This window comes from Micromonospora sp. DT81.3 (genome assembly GCF_049847225.1).
Classification (GTDB): domain Bacteria; phylum Actinomycetota; class Actinomycetes; order Actinomycetales; family Microbacteriaceae; genus Microbacterium.
The window spans coordinates 550,002-562,080 of record NZ_JBNCNY010000001.1 but is presented as its reverse complement, the minus strand read 5'-3'; the positions used below and the strand labels follow the sequence as shown (position 1 = coordinate 562,080).

At 68.3% G+C, this 12,079-nt stretch carries 14 protein-coding genes; 6 read left to right on the top strand and 8 right to left on the bottom strand.

All coding sequences use genetic code 11. The annotated features are described in order from the left end of the window. Positions 1–66: 66 nt before the first annotated feature. Positions 67–2,379, bottom strand: coding sequence for a maltose alpha-D-glucosyltransferase (treS, locus tag ACPW96_RS02700; protein ID WP_425881930.1), 2,313 nt, complete (start codon positions 2,377–2,379; stop codon positions 67–69). A gap of 142 nt (positions 2,380–2,521) precedes the next feature. Between treS and ACPW96_RS02695 the strand changes: the two genes are divergently transcribed. Next, entirely contained in the window at positions 2,522–3,019 is a 498-nt protein-coding gene (locus ACPW96_RS02695) for a nucleoside deaminase (RefSeq protein WP_425881929.1), read from the top strand. Positions 3,020–3,034: 15 nt separating this feature from the next. On the opposite strand, the gene ACPW96_RS02690 is transcribed toward ACPW96_RS02695, so the two are convergent. From ACPW96_RS02690 to ACPW96_RS02665, 6 genes are all read right to left on the bottom strand, one after another. Beyond that, positions 3,035–3,283, bottom strand: a complete 249-nt coding sequence (locus ACPW96_RS02690) for a YkvA family protein (protein WP_425881928.1) — start codon at positions 3,281–3,283, stop codon at positions 3,035–3,037. 71 nt (positions 3,284–3,354) lie between these two features. Beyond that, positions 3,355–3,489 (bottom strand): hypothetical protein, encoded by a 135-nt coding sequence (locus ACPW96_RS02685; RefSeq protein ID WP_425881927.1) that lies wholly within the window; start codon positions 3,487–3,489, stop codon positions 3,355–3,357. 50 nt (positions 3,490–3,539) lie between these two features. Further along, a complete protein-coding gene (locus tag ACPW96_RS02680; protein WP_425881926.1) occupies positions 3,540–3,923 on the bottom strand; it encodes a RidA family protein in 384 nt (127 codons plus the stop codon). A gap of 209 nt (positions 3,924–4,132) precedes the next feature. Further along, positions 4,133–5,077, bottom strand: a complete 945-nt coding sequence (locus tag ACPW96_RS02675; RefSeq protein WP_425881925.1) for a hypothetical protein — start codon at positions 5,075–5,077, stop codon at positions 4,133–4,135. Between the two features lie 137 nt (positions 5,078–5,214). Further along, complete coding sequence (locus ACPW96_RS02670) at positions 5,215–5,994, bottom strand: class I SAM-dependent methyltransferase (RefSeq protein ID WP_425819426.1); 780 nt, start codon at positions 5,992–5,994, stop codon at positions 5,215–5,217. A gap of 72 nt (positions 5,995–6,066) precedes the next feature. Then, entirely contained in the window at positions 6,067–6,462 is a 396-nt protein-coding gene (locus ACPW96_RS02665) for a ChaB family protein (RefSeq protein WP_425819428.1), read from the bottom strand. 72 nt (positions 6,463–6,534) lie between these two features. Between ACPW96_RS02665 and ACPW96_RS02660 the strand changes: the two genes are divergently transcribed. From ACPW96_RS02660 to ACPW96_RS02640, 5 genes are all read left to right on the top strand, one after another. Further along, entirely contained in the window at positions 6,535–6,924 is a 390-nt protein-coding gene (locus ACPW96_RS02660; protein WP_425881924.1) for a VOC family protein, read from the top strand. A gap of 80 nt (positions 6,925–7,004) precedes the next feature. Continuing rightward, a complete protein-coding gene (locus ACPW96_RS02655; RefSeq protein WP_425881923.1) occupies positions 7,005–8,423 on the top strand; it encodes an FAD-dependent oxidoreductase in 1,419 nt (472 codons plus the stop codon). Between the two features lie 117 nt (positions 8,424–8,540). Continuing rightward, on the top strand, positions 8,541–9,197 hold the full coding sequence (locus tag ACPW96_RS02650) for a histidine phosphatase family protein (RefSeq protein WP_425881922.1): 657 nt from the start codon (positions 8,541–8,543) through the stop codon (positions 9,195–9,197). Positions 9,198–9,341: 144 nt separating this feature from the next. Then, positions 9,342–9,671 (top strand): hypothetical protein, encoded by a 330-nt coding sequence (locus ACPW96_RS02645; RefSeq protein WP_425881921.1) that lies wholly within the window; start codon positions 9,342–9,344, stop codon positions 9,669–9,671. 85 nt (positions 9,672–9,756) lie between these two features. Continuing rightward, positions 9,757–9,921 (top strand): hypothetical protein, encoded by a 165-nt coding sequence (locus tag ACPW96_RS02640; RefSeq protein ID WP_425819438.1) that lies wholly within the window; start codon positions 9,757–9,759, stop codon positions 9,919–9,921. 25 nt (positions 9,922–9,946) lie between these two features. Here ACPW96_RS02640 and ACPW96_RS02635 read toward each other — a convergent pair whose 3' ends face one another. After that, complete coding sequence (locus tag ACPW96_RS02635; RefSeq protein ID WP_425881920.1) at positions 9,947–11,989, bottom strand: elongation factor G; 2,043 nt, start codon at positions 11,987–11,989, stop codon at positions 9,947–9,949. Positions 11,990–12,079: the final 90 nt, after the last annotated feature.

Sequence of the window (12,079 nt, the reverse complement as noted above, 5' to 3'; positions counted from 1 at the left end):
GCCGTTATTGCCGGCCCCGAGCCAGCCGGTCGGGAGTCGGCCGGTCGCGACGTAGTCGGCCGCGGCCTACTCCGCTGTAGGCGGCTCGGCGACCGCCTCCGGCGGCTGCAGCAAGAGGAACATCGCGCCGTATGCGGGCAGCGAGACGGAGAAGCTCCGCAGGTCGTCGACGTGCCCGATCTCGTTCCCCGAGGCAGCGTCCACGACGTCGCTCCCTGGCACGAGCTGCTCGGACCGCACGGTGCCCTCGGTGGGCTCGCGCGAGAAGTTCAGCACGGTCACCTGCATCGGCGCATCCGCGTGAGCGTCGCCGTTGTCGAGGCGGTGGACGAGCACCAGCATCCCAGCGTGGGCAACCTCCGGGATGTCGACCTGCGAGGCCGTGGCGATGCCGTGGTCCCGGCGGAGCCTGAGGATTTCGGCGAGCCGTGAGGCGAACGATGCGGGATCGTCCAGCTGCGCGGGCAGGGCGCCGTGGAGTGCGCGCCCGCGCGGCATGCCTGCCGCGGATCGCGTCGCCTTCGGATCGACGTCGAGCAGGTCGTGGGCTCCGCGCTCGATCCACCGCGTGTCGCCGGTCGCCACGAGATCGGCGACCTGATCGACGGGGACGGTGAGCATGCCGGTGAGGTCCCAGCCGGAGAGCGCGAAGACGCCGGGCTGCCACGCGTTATAGGCGCAGAGCAGGAGGTGCGCATCGCGGATGGCGGGGAGGTCCTCCTCTGTGATGTCGTCGAGTCGGGCGATTCCCCGTGTCGCCGCGATCAGCGAGGTCGTCGTGCAGGCGATGCCGTTCTGGGTGAAGATCCGGTTGTAGTCGGCGGCGCCGGTGAGGCTCTCCGTGAGGTCGGCGCGCACCTCCTCGGCGAGCTGACCGCCCGAGATCTCGCGTCCGCGGAAGGTGAAGTGGTCGTCGCCGTGGCGGGTCGCCCAGTGAACGAGCTCGTAGGTGAGCTCGTCGTGGTTCTGCATCCCGTGGACGAGCTGCACTGGCTGCACACCGAGCCGGAGCGACGTCGTGAGCGCCAGCCGGAGGAACTCGGTCTGCCCCGTCGCGAGGGCGTGGTGGTACCCCGGACGTCCGATGAAGTCGTACGAGAGGTCGGCGCCGACGGCCCCGGTGTCCCGGATGTCCTCGATCGTGAGGTTGAGCTCCTGGAAGGTGAAGCCGCCGACCTTGCGCACCATTCCGGCGATGATGTGGTTCGCCGCGTGGGAGAGCGGATGCCCCTCCGACCATGCGGGAAGGCCCTCGGCGCTCTTCTCCACACCGAGGAATCCGTTGGCGTCCAGGCGCAGCGCGCTCGTGCCGAGCTCGCCGAGTGAGTGCAGGGCGTCCCCGATGACGAGGCGCATGCCCGCGAAAGTGGGGTCGAGCCAGTTGATCGAGGGCTGGCCCTGCTTGAAGTAATGCAGGTACACCCACCGGCGCGTGACCCCGTCGGGACCGGTGACGGGAGCCGTCGCGCTCCAGTTCGTCTCCTTCACGCCCGGCGTGTAGAAGATGACGCGCTGGAGGGCGCCGATGATGTAGCCGTGCTGCGCGAGCTCGTGCTCCGTGGCGGGGTCGAGATTGACGCTGTCGGCACCCTCCGGCACGTCGGGAAGGAACGACCAGTCCTCGGGCGGGATCTCGATCATGTGATAGATCCCGGGGTAGTCCTTGAACCCCATCTCGGCGAGCCGGAAGTCGGCACCCTTGCCGGTGTGCCCGGGCACGATGTCGTCGATGATGCTTCCACCGTGAGAGTCCGCGACGTCGCAGAGGGCACGGAACTCGTCCTCGGCGCCGAAGGCCGGGTCGATCTGTGTGCTGATGCGGTCGAAGTGACCGTCGACGCTCGGGGTCTCGCGCCATCCGTCGATCCCGCCGGCGCGCTTGACCGGACCGGTGTGTATCGCGGTGATCCCTACGCGCTCGAACGCCGCCCACAGCTCCTCGTCGCCGAGCGCCGCCAGGAATGACTGGCCAGGCCGCGTGATGAACGAGATCGGGTACGCCGTGAACCACACGTCACTCGTCGCGATGGCCCGTCGGGCATCGGGGCGCGCGTAGGCGTTCCGCCACATGGTGGGCTGCCCCGAGAGCTGGCGGGCGAGGACGTCCGCGTCCTTGAGCATCGCCTGCCTCACCAGCCACTCGACGTAGGAGGGGTTGGTGCCGTTCGCCGTGCGCGGGTCGGTCCGGATGCGCCGCACACTGCTGCCGCGGAGGTGGTCGCGAGGTCGCAGCCGCCGCGGCCGCGCGGGATAGCGCTGCTCGTCATAGGTGATCTCGGGCGTCTCGGGATCAGGCTCTGCGCCGTCGGCCGCACCCACTGCGGCCAAGTCGATGGGTCCGGTGTACAGGTCCTCCAGCTGTTGCTCGTCGCGCGCCATGCCTTAACGCTAGAGCCCTCGCTTCGTCGCCAGGAGGGACTGGTGCGCACGTTCGCGAGGCACTATGGGTGAACCGCGACGTGCGAAGGCCGCTCGTACGGAGCGGTGGTCGGCACATGACTGGATCGGAAGGACTACCCGGATGAGTACGAAGGTCTCGAGCGTCGACGGGCGTCACCTGCGGCGATGCGTCGACCTCGCGTCGCAAGCGCTCGAGAACGGCGATGATCCTTTCGGATCCATCCTCGTCGACGCCGACGGTGCAGTGCTGGCCGAGGCGATGAACCGAGAGCGATCCGATCGCGACCCGACCTCGCATCCGGAATTTTCGCTCGTGAGGTGGGCGATCGCGAACCTCACCCCAGAGCAGCGCGCGACATCGACGGTGTACACATCGGGGGAGCACTGCCCGATGTGCGCGGCCGCCCACGGATGGGCGGGGCTGGGGCGCGTCGTCGCTGCCGCGTCGGCCGCTCAACTCGCCGAGTGGCGGGCGTCGTGGGGACTGCCGAGGGGCCCGGTGACACCGATGCCGATCACGGACGTCGCGCCGGATGTCGTCGTGATCGCGCCAGTGGCGCCGTTCGACGCGCAGATGCGCGAGGTTCACGCGCGGGCGCGTGCCCGAGCCAAGGGATAGAAGCGGCGGCGTCGGCTATTTCTGTTCGAGGTCGGCCAGCCACCGGCGCTGCTCGCGCGCGAAGAGGATGGCGAAGATTCCCCACACTCCCATGTCATCCACGAAGCCCAGAGGGCCGAGCACGAGCTCGGGGATCAGATCGATCGGCGCAAACGTATAGACGACGGCGGCGATGGCGGCGACCCATGTCGTCGGCGCAACGCGGTGCTGCCGCTTCCTGACTGCCTTGACGAATCTCCACCACATGCCATCAGTGTGCGCCACAGCTGACACGATGCCGGAACAGCGCAGGAACTTGGCTGGAAGCTCCCAGCGATCATCAAGGCTGGAGCGTCTCACCCGGAAGGGTTCTCCACCGGGCGCCCGGCCTCATCCGTCGTGTCCGGGGTCTCCGGGGCGCCACCGGACGCGGTGTCGGCTTCCTCGTTTTCGCCCGGCGTGCCTTGTGTGTTCTGCTTGTCGATACTCATGCATCCACTACACGCGTTCGCAAGCCGCTGCGCCATGGGTTGACATTCGATCACTGGGCGATGTGCGCCGTCATCGTGATCGAGACGAGGATGCCGGGGAGCTCGGGCCCGAGTCTGGCCACCGCGCGAGCGGGAGGGTCGGTTGGGAAGACAGTCGCGTAGCCCTCATTCATCCCTGCGAAGTCGGCCGGGTTCGCAAGCAGCACGGTCACCATCGCCACGTCAGCGAGCGTGCATCCTGCGGCTTCGAGCACCGACTCGCAGTTGCGCAACGCCTGCGTCGTCTGCTTCTCGATCGCCGCTCCAGCGAGCTCCCCGGTCGTCGGGTCGACCCCGACCATCCCCGACACGTAGAGCGCGGAGCCTGCGCGAATACCCTGGCTGAAGAGCGGGGAGCTCGGGGCGTTGGGCGTCGCTATGATCTGCCTCGTCATGCACCGGAGCATATTCCCCACCCGCCCCCGCGTGAACCTGCCGTTGCGTCGGGGCGAGAATCCAGCGCTCGGATGAAGGTCGACGTCAGCTCTTCGCGTGCCGGAGAGCCGTGGTGGTGAAGTGGGTCACCTCGCCCTTGTCGTCCTCGACCCCGAAGATCCACTTGCAGATGGTGTGGGACGGATATCGATGGACCGGCCGGTCTGGCCTACCGGGGCGGTGCGCTCCGGTCGCGGGCCATCACGAACTTATAGACGTCGACGTGGTCGTCTTTCAGGACGAACCGGACGAGACTGCCGGGCGGCAGTCCCGCGAAGACCACGGCGTTTGAGCATTCGGCGCAGAGCTGCAGCTCCACGACGGCCTCGAGGCCCTCGGGGGAGCACTGCACGTCACCGATCCCCTCCTGAAGCCCCTGGAAGGGGTGGGCGACGAGCAGGCAGGTCGTGCCGTACCGAGACTCGCCGCTCCATAGGCCGAGGAAGCCGAAGTTCTCGAAGCGCTGCAGTCCCGCGACGCTGAGTCCGAGAGCGTCCAGAGTCCCGTGCGGGTCCTTCGGATGATCGGCACCGACCGATTCCAGTGAGAGTACGTCGTCAGGTGCCGGCAGTACGTACCAGGGTCCCCCCGTGCCCTGAACGGGCGGCAACATCACCGCCGCCGTGCCGGAAGCATCCGCGAGCAGCCGCGATACCCACGAGATGTGGGTCGCGGTCAGGGCGAGGGCCACGATGCCGGCGGCGAGGATCACCCACCGGCGGCGACTTCGCCACCACGACGCCGCTGAGGCCTCGCCGACGGGGAGGGCATCGGTGCTCGGCCGCTCGCCGATCGCGTGACCGGTCACCAACCCTTCGGCTTGTTGCTGCTCGGCGAACGGCACTTCCACGCCCGACAGCGCGGGCGTCGAACCGGAGCGCGGCACCCTGGCCGGCTCTGAAAACGGGCCAGGTTGCGGGTCGGCGGGCGGGATTCCTGGGGCGGTATCGACGAGAACAGTCCATTGCCGGCGTTGGGCCGCCTCCAGTGCGGAAAGCCGAGCCTGAGCCGGCGCATCGCCCGCGATGTCGGCATCCGGTCCGTACGCGCGTCGTCGCAGGCGCGCCAATTCCTCCGCATCCGCGAAGTCGACCGACCCCAACGGTCCATCCATGGCCTCATTGTCCGTCCGCGCACGACGCGGGGAAAGGGTGCCTGGGAATGACGATGACATCGCCGAACCGGATTCATGCACGGAATCCGCGTGACAGCCTGGTTGCCTGGCGTCGGGTCGATCAGCGGCGATCCGACTCAGAGAGGTTTGCGGACGGTCCAGACGTGCTCGCTCGGGAAATCCCGTGCCCACTCCGCGGAGATCCCCGCTCGCGAGCCGACGGCGTCCGCGGGAGCCTGGATCTCGATCAGATCGAGGATCTCGAACCCGGTCGCACGGAACAGCTTGATCCAGCCCGAGAATGTCAGCGCGAATTCGATTCCGCCGGGATCATCGACGGCGTCTCGCCAGTCGAGGCGGTGTTGACCGAAATAGGGCCGCTCGAATCGTCGGGTGATCGGGTACGACCCGTCGACGGGCGAGCACAGGCTCACGAGAATGTGATTCCCCAGGAAGACCAGAGTTCCGCCGGGCCGCAGCAGGCGGTGCGCTTCCGGTATCCAGCGAAAGGGATCGGCCCAGATGGCTGCACCGTACTCGCTGATCGCGAAGTCGAATGACCCGTCGGGTTTCGGAACCGCCTCCGCGTTGCCGTGAATCAGTTCAAGCGCGACACCATGCTGGTCCGACAGCCGCTGTGCGGTGCGGAGCTGCTCTACGGAGTTGTCGATCCCCGTGACCGACGCGCCCCGTCGTGCCATCCACGCTGAGACATAGGCCGTCCCGCATCCCAGTTCGATCGCGTGCATCCCCGTCATGTCGTCGGGGAGCAGGTGGAGCTCGCCTTCCCGGATGCCCCATTCGCCCCAGGTCGGCTCGGCGCGCGCCCAGGCGCGCTCACCTCCCTCGACCCATTCATGAGCCATGCCATCCCAGTACTCGCGATTGACGGCGACATGTTCCGGGAGTTCGCCCATGGCGAGACACTACCGCGTCGCTTACATCACGTCTGGAGCGCCGCTCACCCGACGGCACGCATCCGGCTGCGGTCATCGCTCCGAGTCGAGGCTCTTCCGGCTCTCTCTCGCGTTGGCCTTCTGGATCGCCTCGACGAGTTCGTCCTTCGTCATCCTCGTGCGCCCGCGCACGTCGAGACGCTTCGCGACGTCGAGCAGATGCTTCTTCGTCGCGTTGGCGTTGACGCCGCCGGCCGTTTCGCCGTCGCGGCTCATCGCGCCGTCGTCCGAAGGGCCTCGCTCCGCCTTCTTCTCCCAGTGGTCTCCGACCTTCTCGTACTGGTGCTTCAGCGCGGAGAACGCCGTGCGGTGCGCTCGCTCGCCCTCGCCGTACGTCTCGACTGCGGAGTCGTGCGTCTCAGACCAGATGTCCTGGGCATGCTGCGGTGACCGCTTGATCGTCGCAGGGAGTTCTTCGCGGGCGGGCATGGGCGCTCCTTCCAACAGGTCCTCGACCCTGAGGCTACGCCGCAGGGACCGCCCCAGCGGTAGCGTGATCGGGTGCGATGGAATCTCGAGGTCGTGCCGGTCATGGTCAGCGACGTCGACCGAGCCAAGAAGTTCTATGCCGAGCAGGTCGGCTTTCACGTCGATCTCGACGTCGAAGTGAGTGAGCAATTGCGCATCGTGCAGCTCACCCCACCAGGGTCGGGCACCAGCATCCAGCTCAAGCAGGGAGACACCCGACTGGACGGACTTCAGGTCGTCGTCGACGATGTGGACGCTGCCCGTGACGAACTCGTGGAACGCGGGGTGGACGTCAGCGCGGTGGCGCACTTCGAGGGCGGTGTTCGGCGTGAGGGGCGAGGCGGGGATTGGAACTCGTTCGTCTTCTTCGTCGACCCGGACGGAAACGCCTGGGTTATCCAAGAGCGCCCTTCCAGCAGCTGACCGACCTTGACCAGGGCGTCGTTGACCATCAATGACGTGACGTGACACGCTCGTCTGATCGTCTGGGAGAGGAGCGACCGTTGAGCGAGTCTCCGGCGAAGGTCTTCGCCCGCCTCAGCACCGTGGATCGACCGGATGTCGCCTCCCCTCGATTGCGGCGCGCGGTCGTGCTCGGAGGTAGCGTCGCGGGTCTGCTGGCCGCACGGGTGCTGGCCGACCACGCCGACGAGGTCGTCGTTCTCGAGCGGGATGAGGGCGTGGATGGGATCGACGGCGAACGCCGGGGTGTTCCGCAGAGCCTTCAGGTGCACGCGCTGCTGCCCGGCGGTCGCGCTCAGATCGAGCGGTGGTTCCCGGGGTTCGGGCGGGAGGCTGTCGAGCAGGGTGCGGTTGCCTCCGCGGCGCACCAGAGCGAGCAGTGGATCGACGACGTGCGGGCGGTGTCGGCCCCGAACGTGGTGCTGCTGAACGGCAGCCGGACGTTCATCGAAGCGCTGCTGCGCCGTCGCACCCTGGCCCTGCCGAACGTGCGGCTGCTGCCGACAGCGGCGACGGGGCTGACGTTTCACGATGCGCGCGTCAGCGGCGTGCGATTGTCGGCCGCGGACGAGGAGAGCGTCGTGCCGGCCGAGTTCGTCGTGGATGCGATGGGCCGCTCCAGCAGGCTGGCGGCCTGGTTGGAGCGCGACGGGTGGGAACCGCCGCCGTTGCAGCGCATGCAGATCGACGTGAACTACGCGACGGCCTACTTCGCCCGCTCACAGAACGAGCCACCGGTCGCGGTGGCGACATCCCGCGTCTCGCCCGATTACCCGAAGAAGACGCACGCAGCGCTCACCGCCGTCGAGAACGGCCGATGGATGCTTCTGCAGATGACATATGGCGAGGATCGGCCGCCTCAGGACTGGGACGGCTTCGTGGCCCGTTGCGCCGACCTTCCTCCGGTCTTCGCCGATGTCGCGCACAACCAGCCGATAGGAGAGGTGCACGCCTTCCGGCTCGCGGAGGCGCGGCGGCGCCGCTATGACCGGCTGAATCGCCTGCCCGGTGGTCTGGTCAGCGTCGGGGACGCCGTCGCGTCCTTCAACCCGATCTACGGCCAGGGCATGTCTTCGGCCGCACTGCACGCGTCATGCCTCTCGGAATATCTGTGCGGCGCCTCCGATGCGACCGGCGTGGCGACCCGCTTCTTCGAGCTGCAGAAGGTCGTCGTGGATGCGGCGTGGGACTTGTCCACCCAGAGCGATGCCCAGCGGCTCGAGACCGGCCGGCCCCCGCTGCCGACCCGGTTGCAGCGCGCGCTGGTCGATCAAGTCCTCGCTGCCGCCGTGGTCGACATCCCCGTTGCGACGGCATTCAACGAGGTGGCGTTCATGAATGCGCACCCCAGCACGCTCGCGGCACCCTCCGTGGTGCTCAGGTCGGTGGCCTCGAACGTGCGCACCCGTGCCCGTGCTGCGCGAGGAAGGCTCACATCAGAAGCCGGCACGCCTGGGTAGCTCACCCCTCTTCGCCGCCGTCTCGGTGGCCGTCGCCCGTCGGCATGCTCCGACCTGCGCTGTCTTGGATCGCTCGGGACGAAGCCGGGAGAGCGGCACCGACACTACGGTTGCGATGTGTCCACAAACGATCCGCTGCCCGACCGGCCCGCTCCCGACAACCCGTCGGGAAAGCTGATCCTCCTGCGCCACGGCGAGACGGAGTGGTCGAGGAGCGGCCGGCACACAGGACTCACGGACGTTCCGCTCACCGCCCGAGGGGAGGATCTTGCGCGCGGGGCAGGCGAGTTGGTCGCCGGTTATCGTTTCTCGCTGGTCCTGACGTCGCCGCTGCAGCGCGCGCGACGCACTGCTGAACTCGCCGGCCTGCATGCCGACGTGGATCCCCTCCTCGTCGAATGGGACTACGGCGGGTACGAGGGGCGGACGACTCGTGACATCCGCAACGAGCTCGGCTACAACTGGAGCGCATTCACCCACGGCGTCATTCGCGGGCTGACGCCCGGTGAGACGGTGGAGGAGGTCGCCGCCCGTGCATCGCGCGTGCTTACAAGGGTGCTGCCTGCGATGGCCGAGGGGGATGTCGCCCTTGTCGCGCACGGCCACTTCCTGCGCATCCTGACCGCCGTGTATCTGCGACTCGCCCCTCGCTTCGCCTCCCAGATCACCCTGGACGCTGGGTCGGTGTCGGTGCTGAGCTACTACCGCGAGCAGCCGGCGATCCTGTCGTGGAACTATGGACGCGAACTTCCCCTGGTGCCCTCAGAGTCCTGACACTCCGTGGTCGATGGGTCGCCTGCGTAGCACCACCTGCACCTCCTGCCCCCTGAAGCGCGAGCGAGCGTTGATCCCATATCCCACGGTTCGCTGCGACGCTACCCCCGTCCGCAATGCCGGCCGGCGGGGCTATACCCAAGCATGAAATCGATCATCTACGCCCACACCGAGCTCCTCACTGGAGACGCGATCGCTGTGGCCGTCCTGCACTACGGCGCCGCACTCGCCGACAACGGTCTGGCGGAAACGATCGAGATCCCCATCCTGGAGCCCGACGGCTCACGCTCCACCGCCCTCATGCTGATCGGGCCGGCCAGCCAGATTGTGGCAAAAGGGGTGCAGGCGGGTATCGAGGAACTGGTGGACACCGATGTCGTCGCAGAGCTGGAACGAAGAACACGGATGCTGAGGCCCGAGGGGATGGAGGACTTGGGCGATCCCGGCTATGTCGAGTGGCACAGTGAGGCCTGACGAGGCGGCGCTATAACGCCCTAGCACCACGCACCCGCATTTGGAATGCCCCGGCTTGCGCGGACTTGGCGCGTAGGTTGGCTGCATGTGGACAGTTCTCGTGATCTTGCTTGTGGCCTGGGCGGTCCTGTCGATCGTCGGTTTCGCCTTCGAGGGTCTTCTCTGGCTGGCAGCGGTCGGAATCGTGCTCTTCGTCGGCACGCTCGTCTTCGGAGCGGTCAGGCAGCGCGCTCGGGGGAAGCGACCCTAGCCGTCATCCAGCGATGCTCGCACGGTCACGCTGAATGCGGTGCGGGTTCGTAGCGGTCCGGCGCGATCGTCAGCTCGGCCTCGCCGCCGGTGAGGGACCGCAGTTCCAGCACATACCGGCCGAGCTCGGCCTCGGGCACGCGGGCGATGATGCGGGTGCGTCCATCGTCCGTCGATTCGGTCGCGTGCACATGCCCGCGCCTGGATGACAGGTCGGTGAGAACCGGGCCCTGCAGGGCTGCGGGGACGGTGATCGTCACGGCTGAGACGGGTTCGAGCAGCACCGTGCCCGCTTCCACCAGAGCCGCCTTGACCCCGAGCGAAGCCGCGGTGCGGAAGGCCATCTCGGAGGAGTCGACGGAGTGCGACTTTCCGTCGTACAGCTCCACCCGCACGTCGACGACCGGATGACCCTGCGGCCCGCCGGAGGCCAGCGCGTCACGCGCGCCCCTCTCGACAGCGGGGATGTATGTGCGAGGCACGGAGCCGCCGACCACAGCGTCGACGAACTCGAAGCCGCTCCCAAGCGGAAGCGGCTCCAGGCGGAGCTGCACGACCGCGAACTGGCCGTGCCCGCCCGACTGCTTCTTGAGCCTCCCCTCCGCGCGGGCGGGCTTCGCGATCGTCTCGCGATACGCCACAGGGGCCGGCGCCGACGTCACATGGACACCGAGGACCCGCGCCATGCGCTCGATGGCGACCGCGACGTGCGTGTCGCCCAGCCCGCGGAGGATGGTGTCGCCGCCCGCGCGGTCGATCACGAGCGTCTGATCCTCGGCGACGAGGCGCGCGAGGGCCGTGGAGAGCTTCGCATCGTCGGACTGGGATGACGGTGTGAGACTGACGGCATACACCGGATGCCGCTTGGGAAGACGCGCCGGACGCGCTGCGCCCTGCGCACGCGACCACAGCAGCGATCCGGATGGGGAGCCGCTGAGCTTGGCGACGGCTCCCACCTCCCCTGTGCGGAGCGCGTCGACGGGCAGATGCTCCGCGCCTCGCAGCCGGAAGAGCGCCGGCATCCGCTCCTCCGCGCCCGTCGTTGCGTTGTACAGCCGTTCGCTTGGCCGCAGGACGCCAGAAAGCACCTTCAGCATCGCGATCTGCCCGACGAACGGGTCGGCCACCGTCCGGAAGACATGCACGAGCGGCTCCCCGTCGGGGTTCGGTGAGACGGCATGCTCTCTTCCGCCGTCACCGCCCATCAGGATCTTCGTGTCGCGTGCGAGCGGGTCGGGTGCGAGGCCCCACAGCAGATCGAGCACGCGATCGACTCCCGTGCCGGTCGTGCCCGAGCACAACACCACCGGAACGGTCTCCCTGGCAGCGACCTCGTGGGCGAGCGTGCGCTCCAGGTCGGCTGCGGTCGGCTCCGTCCCGTCGAGGTACGCCTCGAGCTGGGCATCGTCGTGGGAGACGATCTCCTCGGTCACGTCACGGTGCAGCGTGTGCTCCTCGGCCTCGGCCTCGGACGGCAGAGGTTCGTCGTGATGGCGACCGTCCTGGTCGTAGACCAGTGCGCGCTCGCTCAGGACATCGGCGATCGCGCGGAAGCCCTGCTCCTCGCCGAGCGGAAGCTCCAGGGGCCAGACGTGCGCGCCGAACTCGGCCTGCAGGCCCGCGAGCACGCTGCGGAAGTCGGCGCGAGCCCGGTCCTCCTGCGTGACGACGACGACGCGCGGCACACCGGCCTGCTCGACCGCCGCCCAGGCCGCCCGGGTGCCGGCGGTCACGCCGTCGACGGCGCTGACGACGATCGCGGCGGCGTCGGCCACGGCCAGCGCCGTGTCGAGGCCGCCGACGAAGTCCGGGTGACCGGGCGTGTCGATGAGGGTGAGTGCGCGTTCGGCGCCGTCATCGGTCCACGTGAGGCTGGCCAGCGAGATGGTCAAGGTCGTCCCACGGGCAATCTCCTCGGGGTCGTGATCGCCGACCGTGGTTCCCTGCTCGACAGCGCCGCGGCGCGAGATCGCGCCGGCGCGGAACAGCATCGCTTCCAGCAGGGTCGTCTTGCCGGACCCCGGTCCGCCGACCAGGGCGATCGTGCGGTGAGCGGAACTGCGAGCCATGTCCATCGAGCCTCCACTGCGGTGTGGTGTGCGACCATCGTCCGCGATCCCGACCGTCAGCGCCAGGGGCGGCGCCATCACGCGCGCAAT

Bases quoted from the DNA above. Each gene is read 5' to 3' on its own strand.
- treS (WP_425881930.1), bottom strand. From the start codon at position 2,379: ATGGCGCGCGACGAGCAACAGCTGGAGGACCTGTACACCGGACCCATC.
- ACPW96_RS02695 (WP_425881929.1), top strand. From the start codon at position 2,522: ATGAGTACGAAGGTCTCGAGCGTCGACGGGCGTCACCTGCGGCGATGC.
- ACPW96_RS02685 (WP_425881927.1), bottom strand. From the start codon at position 3,489: ATGAGTATCGACAAGCAGAACACACAAGGCACGCCGGGCGAAAACGAG.
- ACPW96_RS02680 (WP_425881926.1), bottom strand. From the start codon at position 3,923: ATGACGAGGCAGATCATAGCGACGCCCAACGCCCCGAGCTCCCCGCTC.
- ACPW96_RS02675 (WP_425881925.1), bottom strand. From the start codon at position 5,077: ATGGATGGACCGTTGGGGTCGGTCGACTTCGCGGATGCGGAGGAATTG.
- ACPW96_RS02670 (WP_425819426.1), bottom strand. From the start codon at position 5,994: ATGGGCGAACTCCCGGAACATGTCGCCGTCAATCGCGAGTACTGGGAT.
- ACPW96_RS02665 (WP_425819428.1), bottom strand. From the start codon at position 6,462: ATGCCCGCCCGCGAAGAACTCCCTGCGACGATCAAGCGGTCACCGCAG.
- ACPW96_RS02645 (WP_425881921.1), top strand. From the start codon at position 9,342: ATGAAATCGATCATCTACGCCCACACCGAGCTCCTCACTGGAGACGCG.
- ACPW96_RS02640 (WP_425819438.1), top strand. From the start codon at position 9,757: ATGTGGACAGTTCTCGTGATCTTGCTTGTGGCCTGGGCGGTCCTGTCG.
- ACPW96_RS02635 (WP_425881920.1), bottom strand. From the start codon at position 11,989: ATGGCTCGCAGTTCCGCTCACCGCACGATCGCCCTGGTCGGCGGACCG.